Raw genomic sequence first — 24,503 nt, 5'->3', positions numbered from 1 at the left:
GTACCGGGCGCCGGTATGATAAATATTACTTATTTGCAGCGGTTTCGTTCTTGATCTGTTCCCCGGTTTTTCCAAAACGCCGCTCCCTGCCCTGGTAATCCAGTATCGCCTCGTATAAATTCTCTTTTCTGAAATCGGGCCAGAGGGTGTTGGTAAAATACAATTCGGCATACGCCAGCTGGTACAGTAAAAAATTGCTGATCCGGAATTCACCACTGGTCCTTATCATCAGTTCCGGGTCGGGAAAGTTGGCTGTACAAAGGTATTTTTGTATGGTTTCGGTAGAAATGTCCTGCGGTTGCAGCTTGTTGTCCTTTACATCTTCGGCTATTTTTTTAATAGCCCTGTTTATTTCCCACCTGCTGCTGTAGCTTAAGGCCATAATAAGGTTGAGGCCTGTATTGGCGCCGGTTTCGCGGATGGCTTCATCCAGTTCCTTCCGGGCTTGCGGGGGTAACATATCAATATCGCCGATCACGTGCAGTCGGATATTGTTCTTATTAAGCGTGGGCACTTCCTTGCGGATGGTATCCACCAGCAATTCCATCAGGCCGCTTACTTCGTAAGCAGGGCGGTCCCAGTTTTCGGTGCTAAAGGCATACAGCGTAAGGTATTGAACACCCAGTTCGGCAGCGCCTTCCACCACATCCCGCACACTTTCCACCCCGTTCCAATGGCCAAACAGGCGGTCTTCGCCTTTTTCTTTTGCCCAACGGCCATTTCCATCCATGATAATGGCAATGTGTTTTGGCAGCAGCTGTTTGTTTATTTTATCCTTCAGGCTCATAAAACGCTTAAAACTATTAGTCAGGCACGGGGCCTGACTTTGGGCTGCAAAAGTAATAAAATTTAGTTGCAATAAGCGTTTTGGGGGAAATCTTATGGCCTGCCCGGGCCGGTTTTTGGCCCATTAAAGCTTAACGATCTTACCATCAAATACTTCCTTATCCACCACCATGCGGTACAGGTACATGCCGGCAGCCAGTTTGCTGATGTTGAACTGGGTGGCATCGGTAAAGCTGCCCACCACGTTGCCCTGCGTATTGTAAACCACTACCTGGCTGGCTTTTACCGGGCTGCCGTTCTTGGCACAGTTAAAAATACCGGTGGAAGGATTAGGAAAAACAGCCGCTGTGCCTTTGGGCGCAGTACTTTCTTCCACATGCTGCGATGGCTTACTGGTAAGCACCCGCTGTGCGTACCACAATTGGTTGCTGATGGTAATGAACTGCAGCGTGTACTGGGCCATGTTAGCAGCCTGCCAGAAAGTGCCGCCGGCGCCTTCGGGAATTTCCAGTACCATTAAGGAAGAATCTTTGGGGGTTACAAAACGCAGCTGAACTGATTTGCCGTTATTATCTTTCAGGTCAAAGCTTTTGCTGATGGTTTCTGCACTGGCGTATTTACCACCAGAAAAACTGTTGACATTACAATATACTTTGCTCACGGCTTCCGGAATGTAAAAATAACCGGGCAGGCTGTTAAGATCCGAACGGTAGCTTTCGGTCTTGTTGCCGAGGAAAGCACCATTCTTATAAAAATAATTACCGTTGGTGGTGATAGCCAGCTCTACCGATGATTTGTATTTTGAAACGATGGTCAAAACATAATTACCGGCTTTTGGCAGGTCTACTTTTAATGTACCGGCCTTGCTGTTATTATCTATGGTAAAATCTTTTACCACCTGCAGGCTGGTGCCCGCTACTTCCACTTCAAAATTGATATAGCCCTTGCCCTGCATTTCGAAAGTAGGTGTATATTTTATGCTGAAGCTGCCCGCAGCTGATGCAATGATATTGTACGATGTTTTATTATAGTAATTGATACCATTGGTGTACAGCAGTTTGGTATTGATGGTTGCCAATGGCGCCACTGCAGCTTTTGTAAACTGGCTTTTTACAGCAGTTGCTTCCAGTTGTTTAAACTGGTCGAACTGGTTGGCATACAGGCTTACATCCTGCAAAAAGTACTGGTCAATTTCTGCAGCGGTGATCAAAGGCAGGTTACCGTTCGCATAAGCGGTACCGTTAACCACGTTGTATTTTACATAAAAATCACTGGTGGTGGCGTATTTGCCCACCAGGTTGGCAATAATATAATAACTGTTCACCAGCTGCATTTTGTTGGTCTTGGCCAGGTACATACAAATGGCGGCGTCTTTATCAGCTTTTGTGATCGTTTTGTTTTGATCGTCATTAGCCATATCAAAATACAATACCATGTAGTGCAGGTATGCCTTAAGCTCCCGCAATCTTTCTTTTACCACATCAGGTGCATTGGCAGTTTGCTGTGCAGCAGTGTGCAGCAGCTGCAGGTATATCTGCATAGTATATTTATCTGCACCGGTTTCTTCTCCACCCCATAATTGAAACAATTGATAGATGGTATTGGCAGCGGCGCCAAACATATTATTGCAGAACTCATGCAGGGTACTGTCTACTTCAATATTATCTTTTAAGTAACTGTTGCTGGCCAGTAAAAAGGGCAGGCTACCGAATTTTGCAGGCGATGCTTCCCACATCACACCCTGTGTTTTTTTATCTTTTGCTATCTGCAAAGTGGTCTTCAGGTCATCCCATTTAAAAGAAGGTGTTTCACCACTCCAGCCCGAAAGATTGAGGTACTGGTATTCCGAAACATTTTTAGAACGGTTGTACCAGCGGTTCCTTAAACCATTGGTGCTGCTTTCCATTTGATATACGGTTGGTATCAGCTGTATATCTATATTGTTGTTGATGGCAATGGATGCAGAAGGCACATCGGCATGGCCGGAATAGGCATATAATTGAAAACGTTTGCCCGGGTATTTTGCAGCTATCTTTTGTACGGTAGCATTCGCCAGCGAAAAATGCTGATCACTTTCAGATGGATAATCTACTGCGCTGCACACATCATTATCTTTTGAGTTACCCCATTTAGCGCCATCCGGTACTTCAATACCTATATAATCATTGTTATAACGGTAGTTCCTGTAAATATTCGTGTACAGGTTGGTGTTACCAAAGATGGTGGTTTGATATTGTGTGTATTTCTGTTCCAGCGTGTTGGCCCATAATTCTTTGGCGCTGTTATTAAAAATATCTGGTACCGACTGGCTGCCTGCTACTCTTGAACCATTGTAATTGGCTACATAGCAGGGATTGTTCTGCAAGGTGGTAAGATAGGTGCCGGTCATTACATCATCGCGGTGACCTTTAAAGATAGAGCTGCCCAGCATACCATTGCGGCGCTGGTACAATGCCCAGTTATGGCCATTGTCGCCAAAATAAGTATCCCATCCGTAAGCGGAGTTATTATCCATTATCCAGCGGTTGTGCCCGCCACTGATGAACCATGTTTTGTATTTATAACTGCAGGTATACACAGTATCCATTTTTTTATAGGCCGAGGCAAGCACAGGAGTAACTTCCCAGATGCTGCCGGGCTGGTAAAAACGGAAACCACGCTGGTAGAGATATTGATAAATACCGTAGTGCAGACCATTATCGCCGGCCGCAGTAAACTTAATATAGCTGCTGCCATCGCTCTGTGTTTTACAGGCCTGGTTATCGGTAATGCTGGTATCGTATATTAATATGATGCCACTTAACGGGTTGCTGGTATATGCAGCTGTATTGAACTTGCTGCCCGGTATGGCTTTTTGTAAAAGCATAGCTGCATCTTCTGCAGTTGCTTTAAGCAATTGAGAGGAGCGGTCCGGATAGTATATCGTTTGGGCACTTGTATTTACTGAAATACAAAATACCATTACTGCTGTAAAAAAGCAGTTGCGAATGAACGCCATAGTTAACTTGTTAGTGGTGAGATAAACTATGGTTTCATCACAGAAATAAAAGGATTTGCGGTATTATTCGCAGGATTGGTGCTTGATCTGTATTCTCTGGTTGGGAATATAAACTGATGTTTCAAAACATCAATTATTTATTTGGAGGAGATGTAAATATACTCAATATTATTGAACGGCAAAAGAAAAGCCCCGGAAAATTCCGGGGCCCTGCTTTAAATATATTTAGTTGCGTAATTAATTGGCACTAGGGCATTTATAACTGCTGATATTAAAAGAAATACCAATTTCAGCAAAGATATACTGGTCTCTTTGTTTACTGAAACCACGTTGCCTTCCTTCCACACCCAATACATTATTAGGGTCTAATTCGTAAGAGCGGTCCTGTAATAATGCTGCTGTGGACGGATCGCCATTGGGCAGGGTGGGAAACCTGGAAGCGCCGATATAAGTTGTGCTCACATCATCCAGGTAATCGGTGGTGGTAAAGCGTTGCGATACTTCAAAAGAAAGGTTCATGCGCTCGTTGATATTATACTTGATACCAACGCCTAATGGAATACAGATGGCCATGGTGCTGTATTGCTTACGGCCTTTGTACCCGATCGTCTGGCCTTCGGTACCCAGTGGACGCAAAAATTCTTTTTTACCATTTAAGTAAGCATAAGGATCGTAAGTAAATGCACCTACACCCAATGTTACGTAAGGCGTAAATAAATAATCCGGGTCGCCGGGTATAAATTTAAAGAAATTGAAATCGCCCTGCAGCGCCACTTCCCAGATATTGGTATTGAAGCTCAGGTTCCTGGTTTTTTGATAATCATTCTTACTATATACATCACTGTAGCCGAGCTGTGCATAATGTGCACCCAGGCGCAGCCCTATATAATTACCGAATTGTTTCCTGAAATACAGTCCCAGTGCAGGTTTAGGCCTGTTGAGCGCAGCCCTGGTATTGATATCACCAAAATAGTGGGCGGCACCTGCAGTAATACCAAATTCCCCCTGCTGCACGTATTCGTAACGTTGTGCACGGGTGTTATTGGCCAATATAATAATGAACAGGGTGGTAAGGACTGTTAGTTTCTTCATAATATGCAAAATAAAGAATTGTTTTGTTAAAACGAGCAGGAGGGCCGCTGGGAAGCGGATGTTTTTTAATTTTAGCAGTTTATTGCTTTTCCAGGCGGAAACCGGCGCTCATGATACCGGGCAGCGGGTCGTCCCGCATTATCTGGGTGATAATAAAGTTATAACGCCCCGGTTTTTTAAAGTGTGCGCCTTTAAAATGCAGCTGCCGCAGTTCCCATATATCATTCATACCGGTTCCCAGCCAACCGTTGGCATCGGTGCCCAGCGGCATATCAATTTTTTGATGGTGCATGGTATCGCCGGGCGGCTGTATGGCCAGGTCGAGCCATATATTATTGTATTTATAAGCATCGGTGTGCCGTAACACCAGGTAGCTGTCGTAAGCGGCCGCACTGTCGGTAACATCAAAGCTGCCTTTTACTTCAAAGCTGCTTTTCCACTGGTACTGGGGTATGCTGGTATCTTTTTCAAAAACAGCCAGCTGTGTACAGGAGGTCAATGACAATACTATCATTAATGTGCAGCCGGTTAAAAAACTAAACGTCCATTTCATAATTCAGTTCAAAAATATATTTTATTACCCATAGCATACTATGCGGCCGGTATAATATTATAGTGCATTCAAAACCTGTTCCTTTGCCTTTTCCAGTTCGTCTTTCATTTTTACTACGCATTTTTGTATATCGGCATCATAAGCTTTACTGCCCGTGGTATTTATTTCCCTGCCTATTTCCTGTAAAATAAAGGACAGCTTTTTTCCTTTGCCTTCTTCCGGCTCCTGCAAAATAGATTTAAAATATTCGCAGTGTTGGCGCAGGCGTATCTGCTCTTCATGAATATCTATCTTTTCCATATAGTAGATCAGTTCCTGCTCCATCCGGTTATTATCAATATTTTCCTTGCCCACATTTTTTTCCAGCAGCTGGTTGATCTCTTCCACAATTCTTTTTTTACGGTTGGGTTCCAGTATTAAAATAGCTTCTTCCTGTTCTCTTATATTATCTATTCTTTGTACCAGGTCTTTTTCCAGTCCGGCACCTTCTTCAATACGATGCTGGTTAAGATCGTTCAAAGCAGCTTTCAGTACTTTATTGAATTCGGTAAAATCATTTTCATCCAGTATATCGGTTGCAGGCGTTACCACTTCGGGCAGGCGCAGCAGGGCGCTCAATACAGAATTGGTATCGATGTTCAGTTCGCCGGCCAGTTCTTCAATCTGCCGGTAATAGGCTTTTATAAGATCTGTATTAATAGTAACCGGTTTGGCCGTACCATTTTGTTTGATGGTGATATAGCAATCGATGGTGCCTCGCACCAGGTGCTCCTGTAATGTGTTCCTTATTTCAAACTCGTACGACTTCAGCAATGCCGGAAGTTTCAACTGCAGTTCCAGTTGTTTTCCGTTCAGCGCTTTTATTTCAACCAAAAAGGTTTTATCATTCACTGTTTGCTCTGCCCTTCCAAAGCCTGTCATTGATTTAAGCATGTGATATTTTTATTTTTTGCAAGATAACAATTTCAAATTTGAAATGCCGGGTTATTGCACGGCAGCATTGGTAGCGGTTGTATTCCTGCGCATCAGCCGCTCCGAACTTTGCACCCTGTTAAAACCAAATTGTTCGTACAATCCATGTGCATCCCTGGTGGAAAGCATCCAGCCTTTTAATGTGGCCAGGTCCGGGTGTGTTGTTATTTCCTCCATCAGCCATTTACTTAAACCCCTGCCACGATATGCCGGTAAAATAAAAACATCGGCCAGGTAACCAAAAGTGGCTTTATCAGTGATCACTCGTGCAAATCCAACCTGGCAGAGTTGATCATTATCTTCTTTTTTAAATACTGCAAAACAAAATGATCCTGCAATAGCACGTTGCACCAGCTGCAATGAAATATCTTTTGCCCAATAACTTTCATTGCATAAATAATCGTGCACTGCATTAATATCTATCATGGATGGATCGGTGCTGATGATAAAATCATCTTTAAGTGTTGCGTTCATCTGCATAAAAATTAATTGCAGTAAAAGTAAAAAGAGGAGTTGATAAAAATAATAAAGCCCGACATTTGACAGCCAGGCTTTGTTATATAGATGGGTTAGTAAGTACCGGGAACCAAATTCCCTGCACAATATTAAAAAGAATTTTTGCTAACGTAAAATTATTTCCAAAAAATTTTATTAACATTTTTAATGTTGCTGTGGATAATAGACAGCATTAAATGATGCATTTTAATGATCAAAAATGTTGTTGTTTATTTTTACTGTTATAAATAATTATGCTGCCATAAAAAATCAAATCCTTTGAAAGTATTGATTTTACTATAGTTTCAGCGGATCGCATTTTTATAATTATAAAATCCTGTTTTATTTTTTTACATACTATCATTGCTTCGATCCATTTTTTACAGCCTGCATTTATGGGCTTTTTGGGCGCTTTTTTGTGGTAAAAAAATTTTTTATAAAAATGCCCGTAAAGCCGCATTTTGTAGTTTTTTTACTGCAAGCAGGATAAAACCAAAGCGCATTACCTTTGTAAAAAAATTACAGGTATGCAATTCCCTTCACCGGTTTCTTTAAAATGGATAGCTGAATTTATTGGTGCCGAACTCTCCGGCAATACTACTGCTGATGCAACCGGCATTAACGAGATACATAAAGTAGAACATGGAGATCTTGTGTTTGTTGATCATCCCAAGTACTATGATAAATGCATTAACAGCGCTGCAAGTTTTATCATCATCAATAAACAAACTGCTGTTCCCGATGGTAAGGCATTGCTGGTAGTGGACAATCCTTTTGAAGCGTTCTGTAAAATTGTAAATCATTTCCGGCCTTTTGAACCTGCATCAAAAATGCAGAGTGATTCAGCAGTTATAGGGGCGGGCACTTTTATTTATCCTTCCGCATTCATCGGCAATCATGTAACTATCGGGAAAAACTGTATCATTCATCCGAATGTAAGTATCCTGGATCATTGTGTTATTGGCGATAACGTGATCATTCAAAGCGGCACTGTTATCGGCAGCGATGCATTTTATTACAATACAAAAAAAGACAGGGAGTTTTGGTATAAAAAAATGCCCAGCTGCGGCAGGGTCGTTATAGAAGATAATGTGGAGATCGGTGCTAATTGCACTATCGACCGCGGTGTGAGTCATGATACCAGGATCGGTGCAGGTACCAAATTTGATAACCTGATACATATAGGACACGATACCGTTCTTGGTAAGAACTGTTTGTTTGCAGGCAATGTGGTGGTGGGCGGCTGCAGTACCATAGAAGACGGTGTGGTGGCATGGGGTGGGGTCATCATTAATAAAACGCTTACCATTGGAGCCAATGCCGTATTGCTGGCACGTACCGGTGTTGGCAGCAGCCTGGAAGGTAATAAAACTTACTGGGGCGCTCCTGCAAAAGAAGCGGGCGCTGCACAAAAAGATCTGGTATGGATAAAGCGGATACCGGAACTATGGGACAAGGTGATGAAAAAAAACAATGCTATTTAAAGCGTTCAAAGAAATCTGTTTTACGGCGGGATGATATTTCAAAGCTAGTATCATCCTGCATCTGTACATAACCGCCGCGGCCTTTAAAATACTTCTTCACAAAGTTGATGTTAACTATTGTTGCATGATGGATACGGCAGAACAGTGCAGGTGGTAATATCTCTTCAAACTCTTTCAGGTTTTTTGATACCAGTAATTTGGGCCTGTCTTTGATGTAAAAAAATGTATAGCTGCCTTCAGCCTGTACGTACATGATATTATCCACGTTCTCAAAATGATAACCATCTGCAGTGGGCAATGCAATGCGTTTGGTGGTGCCCTCCCCTGTTTTAAGATTGGTAAGCAGCGAGTTGATGCGCAGGTTGGTGTCTTTTTCTTCCAGCCGCTTTGCTGCACGTTCCACGGCTTCTTTCAGTTCATGGATATTCACCGGTTTTAAAATATAATCCAGTGCTGCATATTTAAATGCTTTTACCGCATAATTATTAAATGCGGTAATAAATATCACTTCAAAAGAAATGGGTTCCAGTTTATCCAGCAGGTCGAATGCATTGCCATAAGGCATTTCAATATCCAGGAATACAAGATCGGGTTCGGTTTCCTCTATCAGGTCGTAACCTTTTAGCGGGTCCGGCGCAGTTCCTTTAATGATCACATTGGGGCAATATTGTTTTATCAGTTCCGAAAGCGTAACAATATTACCTGCTTCATCATCAATTATTACGGCTGAGATTGTCTGCATAATTAAATAGGTATATTTATTTCCACCAATGTACCGGCAGCACTTCCATCATCATTCAGCATATCTGTAACGGCTACATTGATCTTATTATCATTAACGGTGTTCAGTAATTCAATTCTTTTACTGGTAAGGCTCATACCTTTACTTTGGTATTCGATATGCTGCTTGCTTTTATACTCTGCTGCTTTTTCGCGGCCAATGCCATTATCCCTGATAGCGCAATACAGGCAGGTTCCTTTTACAGAAAATAATATATCCACTTTACCGGTGCCTTCTTTTTTATAACGAATACCATGCCTGAGACAATTCTCTACATACGGTTGCAGTAATAATGCAGGCAGTTCTGTTTGATCTGCATTAACAGCAGGGTCGATGGTAATATTATATTCAAAACTATCACCAAAGCGCATGCGTTCCATATCCAGGTATTTTTTAAGATAGGATGCTTCTTCCGAAACAGAGATGGCCTTTTGCGCAGAGATATCAAGCGTTTGCCGGATCAATGCAGCAAAGCCGGTAAGGTATTCGTTGGCCTTTTCTTTTTCGTTGATAAGAATATACTGTTGAATGGAATTAAGGCAGTTGAAAATAAAATGCGGGTTCATTTGTGTCTGCAGCGCCTGTTGTTCCAGCTGTGCAAATTGTTTTTGAAAGCGGTTCTTTTCCTCCAGGCGTTGCCGGGTTATTTTATTGCGCCTGTTGAATATCATAATAGTGCCGCCGATGGTAATAACCGACAACAGGATATAAAACCAGGCCGTTTTCCAAAAAGGTGTTTCCACTACAAAACGGATCGTGATCGTTTTGCTTTTGACACCGTATTTATTTACTGCATACAATTCCAATACATAATCGTTTGGCGGCAGCGATTTATAATCAATATTATCCTGTGTGGTGGTTTGCCAGTTATCATTAAGACCGGTAAGTTTATAATAATAAGTGATCTCCCCGCCCGACCTGAGTGATATGCCGGCATATTGAAAATTGATATTATTGTCTTTGTAGGATAACTGATATACTGAATCCATTGCCAGTTGCCTGCCCGATACATATACACCCAGCATTTTTAAATTGCACATGGAAGAATTGGAGAGACTGTTTTCCTTAAAATAAGTAAGTCCTGCAGGAGTGCCGATCCAGATAGTACTATCTTTTACGTACAGCGCATTGATCACATTGGAAGGCAAGCCATCCGAAGTACTGTATTTAATGATCTCGTAGGTATTATCAGTGATATCAATTTTATTGATCCCTTTATCAGTACCGATCCATAGATTTTTACCTTTTATGAAAAGGGTCTTGCAGATATTACTACTCAACCCGCTGCTATCAGTAATTACAGCAACCACCTTGCCATCCTTAAAAGCAACGATACCATTATCGCTTGTGCCGATCCATAAAACACTGTCCCCGCTGTTTTTGATGCCTGTGATCCTCCTGGTAAGTGCATGATGCAGGTCGCCCAAATAATTGACCTTTTTGTTTTCGCCGATCTCATACAATCCGTGCAAAGTGCCGATATAATACTTATTATTTTGATAAAATACTTTTGTACAGCGCTCCCGCCAGAGCGTATCAGTGATCTGCATATCTTTTATCCGTACTACAAATGCATAAAAAGAAGTGCCCACTATGGCATGATCATCATCAATCTTTTCAATGGATTTGATAGTGTAAATGGGTACTATCGAAGGTAGGTCATTATCCAGCTTCATCATAAAAAGATCGAAGCCCAGTAGTGCAGCCGAATCGGATAAACTGCACATGGAATATAAGCGGTTGGTTTGTGCGTCTTTGTCTTTTTTTAATTGATCTTTGGGATATTCGAGTTCGTGCATTTTAAAGTCAGTATCATCAATAACCAATGCCTTTCCATAATCGCCTCCGGCAATAATGCCCTTGCGGTAGCCTGTAATAGAAAATACTTCATTGGAATTACTTTTTGTTTGCGCCGCAAAAGAAACCGTCTTTACAATTTCTGAAGGCAATTTAAATACCCCTTCGCCCAGGCTGGCAAACCAGATATTTTTCTCGCTGTCTCTCCTGGCATGGCTTATTTTTTTTCCGGGAAGAAAGTGGGATTTAATTTCATGGGTACTATCATCGATCAACCAGCATCCATTGGTACTGTTTACAAACTCGACGACTCCATTTTTATCATCTGCGTGGATAAATCTTCCGGGAAAATATTTTCTTATAGTTATCTGCTTTACACTATCATAACCGGCAGCATAAGAATCCATTATCCCACGTTCATAAGTGTTTTGGTAAACCCCTTCCTTTTGCGGAAGTGCGAATTTTTTTTTCCAGCCAAGTGTGCTGCTCATAAATTGATATTGCCCGTTTCCTGCGGAGCACATTATTTTTTTGTTGGCAGTATATATAGCGGTAAGATTCTCTTCGGCAGCACTATCGATCTTTTTAGGATCGAACAGCAGTACTCTATTATCCGGTGTGACAATTTTTATTACATTTCTAAAATTAAAAGCAATAAAGTTGTCATCATCTTCAACTATACCATCAATATTCCTACCTGACCATAGTTTTTTAACCAGGCTGTCATTGTCCTTATTATGGAACTTGCCATTAAAATAATAACAGATCTCCCTGCTGAAAGCACCGATCCAAACCCTTCCTTTACTATCTGCATTTACTATAAGCACCTCATTATCCGGCAATCCATCTTTTACCGTAAAGTTTTTAAAATGGGTACCGTCAAAGCGGCTCAATCCATTATCTGTAGCAAACCACATAAACCCATCCCTGTCCTGGCACAAACTGTAAACGGTTGAACCGGCCAACCCTTCTTTTGTATCATAATGCACATAATTAAGATCCTGGGCCGCAACACAGCAATAAAGGCAACTAAAAAATATAATTAAAAAGTATTTTTTCAAATCAACAGCAGCTTGTGTGGTGAATTTAATAAAAAAACCCTGATGAAATTATCAGGGCCGTTTGTAGTGTACGGATGTTCAAGCAAAAAAATTTCATGTAAAGAAAAATGTAATTGATAACCTACCTCTCCTTTAAAAGCAAGGTAAAGAAGCACCCTTTATCCCGATTTTCCTAGTTGAACTTGATAACTGTGTCAATTTTGCCAAAAATCGTGTCAAATCAGGGCTTTTTGTAATCGTACGGCAGCATGTCGGCCATCTTTTTCCAGGATAAATACTGGTTCCGGGTGATGTCTGCCTGGTCGTAATAATAGCCGTTCTCTTCAATCACCACCGATTCGCCGGGTGTAAAGCTTAAAATGGTCAACTGGAATTTGGAAGGTTCATCGGGGTTGGCATCGATATAAGCCTGCTCCGGTTTTTCTTTATTGTAAATAAGTACCACGTTATTTTGATTGGGTTGTATCTCCACCGTATTCGTGCTGTCCTCTTTTGTATAGTTTACCGCACCATACTGGTTGGGCAGCGGCACCGCTTCATCCTTGCCATTATTCTTTACCAGGAACTGTAATTCAAATCCTTCTTCTTTCAACCGCTTATTAAAAAGGCTGCGCATAAAATGCAGCATAGAACCATTGTAGGCATTCAGCCGGTTGGTTTGCCACTGGCGCTGCTGTGCAGTATCATCTGTATGCAGTTCTTCAAACAAAGGATAGCCGGTATACAACGTTGTTTCGGTACTGTAGTTATAAGTAAAAGAGTCGATGGTGTATTTGATATTATATCCCAAAGCATTGTTCACGATCTGCAGAGGTTCGGTGGCGGTTATTTTAAGGCGGTTGCGTTTTTTTGAAAAAAAGAATTTCAGCACCTCTTTATTTTTAATACTGCACTGCTTGCTGTTGGCTGTTTCTCCAATAAAATTCTCCAGGAAAAAGCTGCCATATTTTTCCCATCCGTCTTTTACTTCGCTGCTGGATGTGATCACCACATCTTCCAGGGCTTTTTCTTTCAGCTTTAATTCGATCACAATATTCTTATCATTGGCATCAGCGGTGGTAACACGCCTTGTTTCGGTTTGGTAACCGGTAAAAGTTATCACCAGGTCATATCCACCATTCATCAATGCTATTTTAAAATTACCTTCTGCATCTGTAGCAGTACCCTGCGTGGTATTTTGTGCAAATACCGAAGCTGCCTGCAGCGGCGCCTTGGTTACAGCATCCACCACTTTGCCTGATACATAATAAAAATTGTTTTGTGCAATTGCAATACTGCTTAAAGTAATAGAGGCCAGTACAAAAAAAAGTTTTTTCATTATTGATATAGATAAGTGATACAAATGTATACGAACGGGCAGGAACCATTGCCAAATTTGTGCCGTTAACTGTTAAGTTTACGGGAAAAAGCGGCGCAGGTTTCTGTAATGGTTTCTTCAATAGTACGGTAAGAAAAATCCGGCAGGTATTTTTTTAACTTGCTGTTATCAAAATGCACGGTGGCCAGCGCTGTTTTTGCCGTTTCTTTTGTCACCAGCGGGTCATTGCCCGTGAACCTGCTTTTCAACGCTTCCAGCCGCCATACTATCTTTGCAATAAACGGAGTTACACTTTTGTGTGGCGGTTTTTTATGAAATGCTTTTGCCATCAGCGTCAATACATCTTTATAACTCCTGTCGGCAGCGCTGAGTATAAAACGCTGTGCGCTGATATCACTTTCCATTAACTGTATCATCGCTTTTGCCACATCCCTTACATCCACAAATCCTGTAACGCCATTGCTGTACCAGGGAAATTCGTTGTACACATTTTTAAATATCTGCGAGCTGCCTGCATTCCAGTCGCCAGCACCGAGTATGATCACAGGGTTTACCATCACTGCATTCAATCCTTCGCCAATGCCCCTCCACACTTCCAGTTCGGCCATGTATTTACTTTGCCCGTAACTGCTGTTGCTTGTCTCTTCGGTCCAGTTCATCGTTTCATTAATAGGCCCGTCTTCTCTTATCCTGCCCAGTGCGGCCACACTGCTTACGTATACCATTTTTCTAATGCCGGCATCCAGCGCCGCATTCACAATATTGGCCGTACCCTCCACATTTATTTTAAACATGTCGGCCTTGCGCCTGGGATTAAAAGTTACAATGGCGGCACAATGATATACTTCCTCAATGCCCTGCATCGCTTCTTCCAGTCCCATCACATCCAGTATATCGCATTGCTGTTGCTGCAGGTTATTGGAATTAAATGCTGCTAAAGGCGTTTTATTATAGATCGCCCTTACCCGTTTTCCCTGTGCAAGCAATTGTGTTATCAATTCCTTTCCCAATAAACCGGCGCCGCCTGTAACCAATATCATAATGGATGATTGAATAATGGATAATGAAAAATGTAATTAAGCTTTGAAGTTTTAATTTTTATAATCATAAAATCCTTTGCCTGTTTTTTTTCCCAGTTCATTTTTCGCCACTTTATCTATTTGCAGGGGGGATGGTTTAAAGCGTTCTTCTTTATTAAAAGCTTCGTACACACTTTGCGAAACTGCCAGGTTCACATCCATACCGATCAGGTCCATCAGTTTAAAAGGGCCCATCTTAAAACCGCTTGCTTCCATTATCGCATCTACATTTTCAAAACTCGCATTCCCCTGTTCCACCAGTTTCATGGCCTCTAAATAATAATGTCTTGCCACCCGGTTCACAATAAAGCCGGGCGCATCTTTACAAAGCACCGGTGTTTTATGCAGCTGTTTGCACAATGCATAAATGGTTTGTGTTACTTCATCGGATGTTTGATCGCCCTGCACCACTTCCACCAGTTTCATTAAAGGGGCGGGGTTAAAAAAGTGCATGCCCACTACTCTTGCCGGGCAAGGTATACCCGACTGTATAGACGAAATGGAAAGTGAGGAGGTATTGCTGGCAAAAATAGTTGTGTTGTTATTTACTTGCGCCAGTTTATTGAACAGGTCGATCTTCGCTTCCGGCTTTTCTACAATGGCTTCTATTATAACTTCTGCAATACAATCCTTTATATCATTGATAAAACGGATGCGGTTGAAAATGATCTCTTTTTCTGCTGCTGTGATCTTTTGTTTGTCCAGCAAAAATTGCAGGTTCTTTTGGATACCTGCCTTGGCTTTCTGCAGCATATCATCATTGATATCCAGCAATAAGGTATCGAATCCGCCTTGTGCAGCCACCTGTGCAATGCCGCTGCCCATTGTTCCTGCACCAATTACGCCGATAGTAGTGATCATATGCAATGAAATATTTTACCGCTGTAAAGATATTCAATCTGCACTTACTTTAAATAAAACGGCTGTGTTAGTTGAACAGCAGCCTGTTGGAACCAGGTTATTTTTTTACAAAATTGTAAATGATGGCAGCAGGGTGCCCGTCAAAAGTTATTTCCGATCTTAACTTCATAGCGGTCGCATCCAGCTGTACTATTTTCAACCTGAAGGCCTCATTATCGTCCATCGGGTTCTTATTATCATCCAGTCTTGTAAACTCAAATTCTTTCGGCAGTTCTTTCGGTTCATGAACCGACCAGCGGATGAGGCGTTTTATATAAGGACATTCTTTTTTAGTATCCACAATAGTATAGCTGCCCATGCTGTTATTGGCAATAAAATTCCATTCACTGCCTATAAAGCAGCCAAAATCTGCTTCGTTGAATATTTTTGTTTTGGCCACACCGGTAATACCTTCGGTGGTGATGGTTTGCAATACCCAGTTGCCATGGATATTTCTTTTGATGCCCTTCGCATCTTTTGATGCAGCGCAGGAATACAAGAGAGCACCTGTAAAAAATATTATACAGATTTTAAAGAGGAGTTTGCTGTTCATACTGCCAGATTTTGGTTGATATTATACAGCACATTTTCAATTATAATGCCAAAGGGAATAAAGCCATCATTTTAAAAAACAACCGCACTGTTTTACACCATACTAATGCCGGTAAACAATAAGAGATATGTCGAAGTGAGGTTATTTTTACCCATATAAAAAATATACCACTTATGTTTTGCACAAGTGGTATACTATCTATGAAATAAAAATAAAATAATTACTGGATGCTCATTCGGGCGATCGCGATCTTAGTTTTGCCCAGCATACGGTCTTCTTTGCCGATCATGTAAAGGTCTTTACCTAATACGGAACTCAGTCGTGGCATTGCAGTAGGCACGCTCTTATTATTGAACAATACAGCGCGGCTGTATTTACCCGTCATAGTATTCAGGTTCACTGCAAAGCAATCGGATTTTCCATAAGCGCTGATCTTCTTTACTTTTTGACCCAGCTGCAAAACGTTGTCATTTTTCTTATTGTCGTTAAAAATAAGATTGAGTGAACCTGCTGCAGGTAATACACCAAAACCAGCATAGAATGGCCAGTTAAAGCCGCCCTGGAAATAATTAAAACTAAAGCTGATGCCACTCGGGCTGCTGCCGGAACCGGTTTGTATCACTTCCCGCTGCTGTTTAGGCAATACGTTCAGCCACTTGATATTGCCGTCTCCATCTATCTTGCTCATCATAATATCGCCACATTCGTATACCTGGTATGTAGTGCTGGTCCACCTGCCGCCACCGGTAACACCACCTGCCTGGTAAGTAGTGGTCGTGTACGAGTAACTGTTATATTTCTCTGCCAGTATCACCAGGCCTTTATCGGGGGTATAAATAAAATTGCGGAAACGCATGTATCTCGAAAATCCGTCTTCTTCATTCTGTATCTTTTCCAGCTTTTCTCTTTCCTTTCTTTCCTTGCGGCTTTCATCATCATCGTCATCATCACCATTATCATCTTCAATAGTACTGATCATAGAAGTGTTCAGGTCTTTCTGGCTGGTGGTAAGTATATCGCCTGTTTGCGGGTTGATCCTTTGTACCAGCATACCATTGATCTCCTTGCCTCTTTTTTCATCACTGTAAAAGGCCGCCAGTACCAGTTCTTTCGAAGGCAACTGCATTACCTTAGTGCTTACCAGCCATTTGGCATTGATAGTGGTATTGATCTCTTTTACCTGTTTGCCTGTTGCATCATAAATGCGGATGCTGTAATTCTTAAAATCCAGGTATTTTGCTTTTTTCTTTTTGCCCTCCTGGTATTCGTATTCCCTGCCGATCATTACCACGTTGCCATTGGTAGTGTACACCACATCTTCCAGTTGAAATGTTTTGGGATCAAATTCATTGGTAATAGCAATGGGTTTATCCACCGGCTGCAGCTTATCGTTGAACTGTCTTATCTCGTAATTATTCTTATCGCTGCCTTCTATAGTGCTTACCAGCACCATCCGCGAACTGTCGGCATTATAAGCTGCTTTAAAATTAATGTCGTCTTTCTTATCATCTTTTTGCCAGCTGGTGATCTCTGCCCATTCACCTGCCAGTTCACCCGAAGCCTTGTCTATCTCTGCACCAAACAGCGTAAGTGTTTTTTCTTTTTTACTATAATCTGTGGCCAGTAAAAAAAGTTTGCCTTTTAAAAAGAAAAAACTTTCGTACTCTTTCCCTTTTAATTCTTTGTTGAAATTGTTGCTGTATTGTTCCTTCAGGTCCTTATCCAGCTTGGTCAGCGTGGCCGATTCACGGGTGGTGGCGCCGATCACAAAATAACTCTTCAGCGCAAAATGCGATTCCTTTACATATACACCGGTATTATCGGTAAAGATCACTTCCAGGTCGGTACTGCCTTTTTTAAGTTTATATTCATCTCCCCAGGTGATATTGGCTTTTTGTGCATAGATTAGCGGGGACAGCATGATGAGCAATGCTGCAGCAAGAAGAGTTTTCATTATTGATGGTTTTAGTTTAATGGAGTATTTATACAGCGCTGGTGAACTGCTTCAGGAACCGTTGGTCATTCTCACTGAACAAACGCAGGTCCTTTATCTGGTATTTCAACATGGTGATCCTTTCTATACCCATACCAAAAGCAAAGCCGGTGTATTTGTTGCTGTCAATACCGCAATTGTCCAGCACATTGGGGTGTACCATACCACAGCCCAGTATCTCTACCCAGCCGGTATGTTTACACACATTGCAGCCACTGCCGCCACATATCAGGCAACTGATATCCATTTCGGCGCTGGGCTCGGTAAAAGGAAAATAGCTGGGTCGGAAGCGTACCTTCACAGTGGCACCGAACATTTCCTGTACAAAAAAGTATAAAGTTTGTTTAAGGTCGGCAAACGAAACATTTTCGGCAATATACAATCCCTCCACCTGGTGAAAGAAGCAATGCGCCCTTGCACTGATGGTCTCATTCCGGTACACCCTTCCCGGGCAAATGATACGGATGGGCAGTTTGCCTTTTTCCATTTCCCGTACCTGCACGCTGGAAGTATGTGTTCGCAATAACCAGTCGGGATTTTGCGAAATATAAAATGTATCCTGCATGTCCCTTGCCGGGTGATTTTCGGGCAGGTTCAGTGCAGAGAAATTATGAAAATCATCTTCTATCTCCGGTCCTTCGGCCACGGCAAAGCCCAGGCGTTGGAATATGGAAATGATGCGGTTCTTTACCAAACTGATGGGATGACGGCTGCCGAGGGGCAGGGCATCGCCGGGAAGCGTAAGGTCGATTGCATCGTGAGTCGTGAGTGGTGAGTCGTGAGTAGCAGCTTTCAGCTCTTCAAACTTAGCTTCTGTAAATATTTTGAAATCATTGAGCAGTTGGCCGGCTTCTTTTTTGTTTTCGGGAGCCACGTTCTTCATTTCGCCCATAATAGTTTTAACAAGGCCCTTGGTGCCCAGGTATTTGATACGGAAGGTTTCTGCATCGCCGCCATTCCAGGCTGTAATTTCTTCTTTCAGTGCTGTTATTTGCTGTACCAACTGTTCCATGCGGCAAATATACAAAGTTTAGGTCTTTGAAGCCGGTACCTGGCAATAGGTACAACGCTTTTGGCTAATCTTTTACTTTTCAAAACTTTATCCCTTCATAAAAACGAAAAAGACCACGTTTCCATGGCCTTCTTCTTGTTCTGCTATATGATAAAAACTGCTTACAGGTTAATATCCATTGGTTCCGAATTCACTGGCATTATTGATCTGGTTAAGGAACGCAAATGGAATAGGACGGTTATAATGCTTGGCCGGTACAAAATTTACAAAGGCTGTTCTGTTGTAAGTTTGCAGGCGGCTCTCAAATGCTTTTTCACGTTTTAAAATTGCCCAGCGGTTGTATTCGCCGCACAATTCACGGGCATACTCATCAAACACATCATTCATGCTGGCAGTGGTAAGCTGCATACCGGTAGCAGTATTAAAGTCGGCAGCGTTGCGGCAGGCCCGTTTGCGCAATTCGTTCAAATACACTGCAGCATCTGCCCCGCTGCCGCCCGATTTCAAGGTGGCTTCTGCAGCCAGCAGGTACACTTCCGCCATACGCATTACCATAATATTGCCCAGCTTTTGCTGAAAGTTACCGCCCAGCCAGCTGCCATCGAAATTGTGGTTGAATTTGTTCATGGCAGGAAAGAGGTTGGCAAGGCTGTTGGGTGTTAACCCGTTGGTGGTGGTAACTGCTTTATACGTGCTGCCTGTAGGATCGGAAGGATCGAACAGGTCATCAATATTTACCGTAACATATTTCCTTAATTGTTTGTCAGCTGTAGTAAGCGGGTCTTTACTCAGGTAACAAAAGAATCTGTCTTCGTCTACGGCTAAGGGATAGGGATGAATATTTGCATTGGCAAGTGTGCTCAATGCTGTAGCAGTATTGCCGGTATAGTCTCCCTTGTTCCAAATCATCGGTATGTACTGCCAGGTAGCATTGGGGCTGGCATTCTTGGCATTCACATCAGCATATGGATATATCTTCTGGCCCGCAAAAGCTGGATTGATGCCATACTTGGTACACATGGCCGTAGTAAGTGTAACCTGTGCTGCTGCATAAGTAACATTGGCAGGCGCCGGTACACCACTGCCCAGGCTTGCAATAGCCTGCACACCGGAATAATTGGTAAAGGCAGTTGTAAAAGTGTTTTCCCAACGCTTATCATATTTTGCATTAAAGCAGTTGATCAGGTACTTGGTGGGTGCAATGAACTGCTGGTTAAGACGGCCATAATACGCATTGGATGTATTGGCATTCACGCCTCTTTTAAAAATGTCAGCCGTACCAAACGCATCATCCAGTTTGGGATAGTAATGCAGGTAAATATTGGGCTTGCTGTTACCGGTAAATACATCATAAGATGCATTGTAAGGATTCAGCCCGTATGCAGTAAACAATACTTCGCTGTTGGTTCTGTTGTTGGCAGATGCAAATACTTTTGCAAAATCATCATACAAAGCGGCGCCATAAATGGCTCTTTGGTTAATTAAACTATCCGCTACTTCTTTTGCCCTTAACCAATAAGATTTTCCTCCTTCACTTAAACCTTCGCCTGCGCCCTGTGCATACACACGGGCCAGCAAACCAAAGGCGGCTTTTTTAGTGGCCCGCTGCAGGTTGCCTTCGTAAGGTGTTACAGGCAGGTCATTAAAAGCAGCCCGCAGGTCGCTTACGATCTGTGCATACACAACGGATACACTGTCCCGCTTGGGTGTAAGGCTGATAGGATCATCCCCCACCAGCAAAGGCACACTGCCCCATTGCGCAACAATTACCGAGTAGTAATAAGCTCTCAGGAACTTTGCTTCTGCTACCAGTGTTTTAATATCTGCAGCATTGCCATTGGTAAGTTTGGTGGAAAGAGAAATGGTCTTATTACAATCCCTGATAGAGCCCCAGGCAAAGGTCCACACATTATTTACCAGGCCCGAGCTGGTGGTGAATTCTTCGTATGCCATCACATCCTTGTATTGATTGTGATTATTGTAAGAGAAGGTCCACAGATCGGTGCCCACTTCGGAAATGATACCATACTGCAAACCGATCAAAGAACCCCATACACCGGTATAGCAATTGGATTGATAGGCTTTCCATCCGTCGAAGGTGGAAAGCGCCCCTTCTTCCGAAAGAGAAGTAGGGTTGAATTCTTTTAAGCTGCACGATCCGTACAGGATACCGAAAAGAACCAGGCTGTATATATATAATGACTTTTTCATGATGCTGTTTTTAAAACTTTAATTAAAAGGTGAGGTTCACTCCTGCCACGATCTGTTTGGTCAACGGGTAACCCAGCTCGCCATTCATTTCAGGATCATAATCTTTTATCAGGTGGCTTTTGGCCACAATAAGCGGGTTGGTAACAGTAGCGTATATGCGAAACCGTTGAATGGCCGCTTTTTTCACCAGCCTTTCTGGCAGCGTATAGCCAAGGCTGATGTTTTTGATCTTAAAGAAAGAACCATCTACATAGTTAAGCCCTGTAAAACCCGGGAAGTTGGAAGGCCCCAGCTGGTAATTCATTACCGGGAAATCGTTGGATGGATTTTCCGGAGTCCAGTAATTAAAATAGGTGGGGAAGGTCCTGGAAGGGCTTGCATTGGTAGCAAAAGCGCTTGGCTGGTACCAGCCCATCATATTATAACTGATCATCTGTCCCCAACGGAAGAAAGCATAAATGGTCAGGTCAAAATCTTTATACCGGAACCTGTTCTGGAAACCCAAAGTCCAGTTGGGTGTATTGTGCCCCAATATCTGGTAATCCGTAGTGGCATTATAGGTATATTTCGAACTGGCAGCAGTAAGCCCCGGTGCATATTTGATCACATCTGCCAATGCATTATAATAATAGGTAGGCGTTCCATCTGCAGCCGTTCTTACATATACACCCTGTTGCAGGCGGGTCATACCGGGCACATTCACTTTCAGATCGCCGGGGCGTTTGTTGAATACCAGTGCATCCTGTTCTTCACCAATTTGCCATACACCATCCAGTTTATAATTGCGGTAGGAGTTCACGGCCTCACCTAACGTAAGCGTATAGTTGCCGTTGGCTATATTATTTGCCTGGCCGCCAATTAAAGCCAAAATCTTTTCGCTGTTGGTGGAATAAGCAATATTGGTACTCCACTCAAAATCCCTGCGTACGATATTCCTTGTATTCAAGGTAAGTTCAAACCCTTTGTTCTTGGTTTCAGCAATATTCAAAAAGGTTTGGTAAGGCGAACCGGGGCGGTACGTTCCATATATTACAGGAGAAGTAACGCTGTAAATAACACCCGTTGTCTTGGTGATATAATATTCAGCCGTTAAGTCGATACGGTTTTTAAAAAGCGACGCTTCCAAACCAATATTGGTATTGTGCGATTTTTCCCAACCCAGCTCAGGATTGGTAATGTATTGCGAATTGCGGAAGATAGCCTGTGTTACCCCACCCAGCGACATGTTGGAACTTTCCACCACAGCAACAGAACTGTAAGGATCTATCTTGGCCGAACCCGTGATACCCCAGCCGGCACGGAGTTTCAGGCTGCTGAGCCAGTTCTTGGTGCCTGCCATAAAATTCTCTTCAGAAATTCTCCAGCCCGCAGAAGCAGCTGGAAAATTATCCCAGCGGTTCTTCTCGTACAATACCGAAGAACCATCCCTGCGTACCGAACCGGATAAAAGGTATTTACCCTTATAAGAATAATTCAGCCTTGCCAAAAAGCCAAAGGTTTTGGCCATGGTATAAGAGGAAGAAGAAAGCGTGTTGGCATCACCGGTAAATTTGTACCATTTAAAATTATTGGATACAATATTACTCTGGTTCATAGTGGTATTATTGTTCTGCGTATAGAACCAGGAACTTACACCGGTAAATCCAAATTCATGTTCCTTCAGCTTATAATTGTAGTTAAGGATGTTTTCCCATTGGTAACCCCAGGCACGGTTTTGATTGACCTGCGCCTTGGCCACATTAGCATTGGCATAGGTATAACTTACCGAACCTATTCCATCAAAGCGGTAGCTATTTGAAAAACTCATTTGCACGCCTACACGGGATAAGATGCTTAATCCTTTAATGGGTTTGAACTCTACATAAGGATTGAAAAAAAGCTTGAGATTATTATCTACATTTCCATACACACCGGGCTGGTAATCGAGCAACAGGTTATATACATTATTACCCAGGTCGGTCTGCAATGTACCATCTGCTTTATAAGGTTGTATCAGTGGATCGGTGGTGAGCATATTCTCCAGTTTATCCTGCGCCTTGTTCCTGTCTACATACGATCCCTGCAGGCTGCTGCCGATGGTGAGCCATTTCCTCGGGCTATGATCGATACGCATGGTGGTAGCATACAGTTTATACCGGTCGCCGCTGTACTGGCCTACTTCATCTGTATAATTAAAAGAAATGTATCCCTTGGTTTTTTCACTACCGCCCGAAATACCCAGGCTGTAGTTTTGCGTGGCCGCATCATCCCGCAATATAGTGCCGGCCCAGTCTACAAACTGGCCCTGTTTATACAAGTTCCATCTTGCCGTACCAAATATCACCGAATCATCTGCCGGCGATTGCCATAAAGCACCGGTAGTGGTCCATTTATTATTGGTGGCATCGTATACATATTTATAGGCATCCCGCTTTGCCTGCAGGTACGAATCGTAGGACCGCATTTTAGGTGTTATTCCCGAACCATTATGACCATAGTAAGCATTAAAATCAATGGACATCTTTCCGGCTTTTGCAGATTTGGTGGTGATGATGATAACACCGTTGGAACCTGCAGAACCATACACCGCGGTGGAAGACGCATCTTTCAATACTTCGATCGATTCAATATCGTAGGGGTTCAGCGTGGCATAATCGCCGGGCAAACCATTGATGATAAATAAAGGTGTACCGCTGGCAGTAAACGACCTGGTACCACGCAACTGTATATTTACCCCGGTACCCGGCTGGCCGGATGTACGGGTAATATCCAGGCCGGCTACCCGTCCCTGTAAGGATTCCATGGCATTGGGGCCCGGCCTTGCCGTGATCTCTGCCGGTTTCACCGACACAATAGATCCTGTAAGATCCCTTCGTTTAGTGGTACCATAACCAATTACCACCACATCGTTCAGGTTTACACTGGCCGCAGTGCGCAGTACAAACATCGCACTGGTTTTGCCGGACAATTTCAATTCCTGGTTTTCGTACCCTACAAAAGATACCTGCAGTACGGGATTTTTGGTAGATACTTTAATGGAAAAATTACCCTGTGCATCGGTAACCACAGAATTGCTGGTACCTTTTTCCTGCACGGTGGCGCCGGCCAATGGCTCGCCGGAAGCATTTTTGATACTGCCCGTAACCGGCCCTGTTTGGCCAAAAGCGGTGAGCAATGCTAAGCAGCAGCAAAGAAACAGTTGGAGCTTTTTTTTCATATAGCTGATTTAAATGTGAACATGCGGAACGCCGGTTAGCAGCAAAACCCGGTACATGGGCAGGGAAAATTAGCAGTCCTGTTTGGTATTACCTGGTTACAACGCAGCAGTTACGCATCGGAAAATAACAGTACAAACCTATCGGTAAACCGCCCTAAAAAAGTTCACTTTTCGGACAAATAGGTTTAAAGATTGGACAAAAACAGCCTTTTTTGTGTTAAC

General features: G+C 42.8%; 17 protein-coding genes. 1 reads left to right on the top strand and 16 read right to left on the bottom strand.

What is annotated here, in order from left to right; genetic code table 11:
* Window positions 1–25: 25 nt before the first annotated feature.
* From QM738_RS08435 to QM738_RS08410, 6 genes are all read right to left on the bottom strand, one after another.
* A complete protein-coding gene (locus QM738_RS08435) occupies window positions 26–787 on the bottom strand; it encodes an isoprenyl transferase (protein WP_462276249.1) in 762 nt (253 codons plus the stop codon).
* A gap of 123 nt (window positions 788–910) precedes the next feature.
* Window positions 911–3,784 (bottom strand): T9SS type A sorting domain-containing protein, encoded by a 2,874-nt coding sequence (locus tag QM738_RS08430; RefSeq protein WP_462276248.1) that lies wholly within the window; start codon window positions 3,782–3,784, stop codon window positions 911–913.
* A 237-nt stretch (window positions 3,785–4,021) separates the two neighbouring features.
* On the bottom strand, window positions 4,022–4,876 hold the full coding sequence (gene porG / locus QM738_RS08425; protein WP_462276247.1) for a type IX secretion system protein PorG: 855 nt from the start codon (window positions 4,874–4,876) through the stop codon (window positions 4,022–4,024).
* 79 nt (window positions 4,877–4,955) lie between these two features.
* The gene (locus QM738_RS08420; protein WP_462276246.1) at window positions 4,956–5,429 is read right to left on the bottom strand and encodes a gliding motility lipoprotein GldH; all 474 of its coding nucleotides are present in this window, start codon (window positions 5,427–5,429) and stop codon (window positions 4,956–4,958) included.
* A gap of 57 nt (window positions 5,430–5,486) precedes the next feature.
* Window positions 5,487–6,362: a YicC/YloC family endoribonuclease gene (locus tag QM738_RS08415; RefSeq protein WP_462276245.1), complete on the bottom strand. Its 876-nt coding sequence runs from the start codon at window positions 6,360–6,362 to the stop codon at window positions 5,487–5,489.
* A gap of 51 nt (window positions 6,363–6,413) precedes the next feature.
* A complete protein-coding gene (locus QM738_RS08410; RefSeq protein ID WP_462276244.1) occupies window positions 6,414–6,875 on the bottom strand; it encodes a GNAT family N-acetyltransferase in 462 nt (153 codons plus the stop codon).
* Window positions 6,876–7,423: 548 nt separating this feature from the next.
* Here QM738_RS08410 and QM738_RS08405 point away from each other — a divergent pair.
* A complete protein-coding gene (locus QM738_RS08405; protein WP_462276243.1) occupies window positions 7,424–8,380 on the top strand; it encodes a UDP-3-O-(3-hydroxymyristoyl)glucosamine N-acyltransferase in 957 nt (318 codons plus the stop codon).
* Here QM738_RS08405 and QM738_RS08400 read toward each other — a convergent pair.
* The 10 genes from QM738_RS08400 to QM738_RS08355 all read right to left on the bottom strand — a co-directional run bounded on the left by QM738_RS08400 (window position 8,373) and on the right by QM738_RS08355 (window position 24,281).
* Window positions 8,373–9,122 (bottom strand): LytR/AlgR family response regulator transcription factor, encoded by a 750-nt coding sequence (locus QM738_RS08400; RefSeq protein ID WP_462276242.1) that lies wholly within the window; start codon window positions 9,120–9,122, stop codon window positions 8,373–8,375. The two genes, QM738_RS08405 and QM738_RS08400, sit on opposite strands and share 8 nt — an antisense overlap.
* A gap of 2 nt (window positions 9,123–9,124) precedes the next feature.
* Window positions 9,125–11,947: a sensor histidine kinase gene (locus tag QM738_RS08395; RefSeq protein WP_462276241.1), complete on the bottom strand. Its 2,823-nt coding sequence runs from the start codon at window positions 11,945–11,947 to the stop codon at window positions 9,125–9,127.
* Window positions 11,948–12,239: 292 nt separating this feature from the next.
* Window positions 12,240–13,337, bottom strand: coding sequence for a carboxypeptidase-like regulatory domain-containing protein (locus QM738_RS08390; RefSeq protein WP_462276240.1), 1,098 nt, complete (start codon window positions 13,335–13,337; stop codon window positions 12,240–12,242).
* Window positions 13,338–13,402: 65 nt separating this feature from the next.
* Entirely contained in the window at window positions 13,403–14,377 is a 975-nt protein-coding gene (locus QM738_RS08385; protein ID WP_462276239.1) for an NAD-dependent epimerase/dehydratase family protein, read from the bottom strand.
* 51 nt (window positions 14,378–14,428) lie between these two features.
* The gene (locus QM738_RS08380; RefSeq protein ID WP_462276238.1) at window positions 14,429–15,277 is read right to left on the bottom strand and encodes a 3-hydroxyacyl-CoA dehydrogenase family protein; all 849 of its coding nucleotides are present in this window, start codon (window positions 15,275–15,277) and stop codon (window positions 14,429–14,431) included.
* A 97-nt stretch (window positions 15,278–15,374) separates the two neighbouring features.
* Window positions 15,375–15,869 carry a hypothetical protein gene (locus QM738_RS08375; protein ID WP_462276237.1) on the bottom strand — a complete coding sequence of 165 codons (495 nt, stop codon included), beginning with the start codon at window positions 15,867–15,869 and terminating at the stop codon, window positions 15,375–15,377.
* A 220-nt stretch (window positions 15,870–16,089) separates the two neighbouring features.
* A complete protein-coding gene (locus QM738_RS08370) occupies window positions 16,090–17,823 on the bottom strand; it encodes a hypothetical protein (RefSeq protein WP_462276236.1) in 1,734 nt (577 codons plus the stop codon).
* 28 nt (window positions 17,824–17,851) lie between these two features.
* Window positions 17,852–18,874, bottom strand: coding sequence for a phenylalanine--tRNA ligase subunit alpha (pheS, locus tag QM738_RS08365; RefSeq protein WP_462276235.1), 1,023 nt, complete (start codon window positions 18,872–18,874; stop codon window positions 17,852–17,854).
* A 168-nt stretch (window positions 18,875–19,042) separates the two neighbouring features.
* Window positions 19,043–21,085 carry a RagB/SusD family nutrient uptake outer membrane protein gene (locus QM738_RS08360; protein ID WP_462276234.1) on the bottom strand — a complete coding sequence of 681 codons (2,043 nt, stop codon included), beginning with the start codon at window positions 21,083–21,085 and terminating at the stop codon, window positions 19,043–19,045.
* 22 nt (window positions 21,086–21,107) lie between these two features.
* Window positions 21,108–24,281, bottom strand: coding sequence for a SusC/RagA family TonB-linked outer membrane protein (locus QM738_RS08355; RefSeq protein ID WP_462276233.1), 3,174 nt, complete (start codon window positions 24,279–24,281; stop codon window positions 21,108–21,110).
* Window positions 24,282–24,503: the final 222 nt, after the last annotated feature.

This window comes from Ferruginibacter sp. (genome assembly GCF_049840995.1).
GTDB lineage: Bacteria > Bacteroidota > Bacteroidia > Chitinophagales > Chitinophagaceae > Ferruginibacter.
The sequence above is the reverse complement of the archived record's forward strand: the minus strand, read 5'-3'. Positions and strand labels throughout refer to the sequence as shown.

Excerpts from the sequence above, each read along its gene's own strand:
- QM738_RS08435 (WP_462276249.1), bottom strand. The coding sequence starts at position 787 with ATGAGCCTGAAGGATAAAATAAACAAACAGCTGCTGCCAAAACACATT.
- QM738_RS08430 (WP_462276248.1), bottom strand. The coding sequence starts at position 3,784 with ATGGCGTTCATTCGCAACTGCTTTTTTACAGCAGTAATGGTATTTTGT.
- porG (WP_462276247.1), bottom strand. The coding sequence starts at position 4,876 with ATGAAGAAACTAACAGTCCTTACCACCCTGTTCATTATTATATTGGCC.
- QM738_RS08420 (WP_462276246.1), bottom strand. The coding sequence starts at position 5,429 with ATGAAATGGACGTTTAGTTTTTTAACCGGCTGCACATTAATGATAGTA.
- QM738_RS08415 (WP_462276245.1), bottom strand. The coding sequence starts at position 6,362 with ATGCTTAAATCAATGACAGGCTTTGGAAGGGCAGAGCAAACAGTGAAT.
- QM738_RS08410 (WP_462276244.1), bottom strand. The coding sequence starts at position 6,875 with ATGAACGCAACACTTAAAGATGATTTTATCATCAGCACCGATCCATCC.
- QM738_RS08405 (WP_462276243.1), top strand. The coding sequence starts at position 7,424 with ATGCAATTCCCTTCACCGGTTTCTTTAAAATGGATAGCTGAATTTATT.
- QM738_RS08400 (WP_462276242.1), bottom strand. The coding sequence starts at position 9,122 with ATGCAGACAATCTCAGCCGTAATAATTGATGATGAAGCAGGTAATATT.
- QM738_RS08390 (WP_462276240.1), bottom strand. The coding sequence starts at position 13,337 with ATGAAAAAACTTTTTTTTGTACTGGCCTCTATTACTTTAAGCAGTATT.
- QM738_RS08385 (WP_462276239.1), bottom strand. The coding sequence starts at position 14,377 with ATGATATTGGTTACAGGCGGCGCCGGTTTATTGGGAAAGGAATTGATA.
- QM738_RS08380 (WP_462276238.1), bottom strand. The coding sequence starts at position 15,277 with ATGATCACTACTATCGGCGTAATTGGTGCAGGAACAATGGGCAGCGGC.
- QM738_RS08375 (WP_462276237.1), bottom strand. The coding sequence starts at position 15,869 with ATGAACAGCAAACTCCTCTTTAAAATCTGTATAATATTTTTTACAGGT.
- QM738_RS08370 (WP_462276236.1), bottom strand. The coding sequence starts at position 17,823 with ATGAAAACTCTTCTTGCTGCAGCATTGCTCATCATGCTGTCCCCGCTA.
- pheS (WP_462276235.1), bottom strand. The coding sequence starts at position 18,874 with ATGGAACAGTTGGTACAGCAAATAACAGCACTGAAAGAAGAAATTACA.
- QM738_RS08360 (WP_462276234.1), bottom strand. The coding sequence starts at position 21,085 with ATGAAAAAGTCATTATATATATACAGCCTGGTTCTTTTCGGTATCCTG.
- QM738_RS08355 (WP_462276233.1), bottom strand. The coding sequence starts at position 24,281 with ATGAAAAAAAAGCTCCAACTGTTTCTTTGCTGCTGCTTAGCATTGCTC.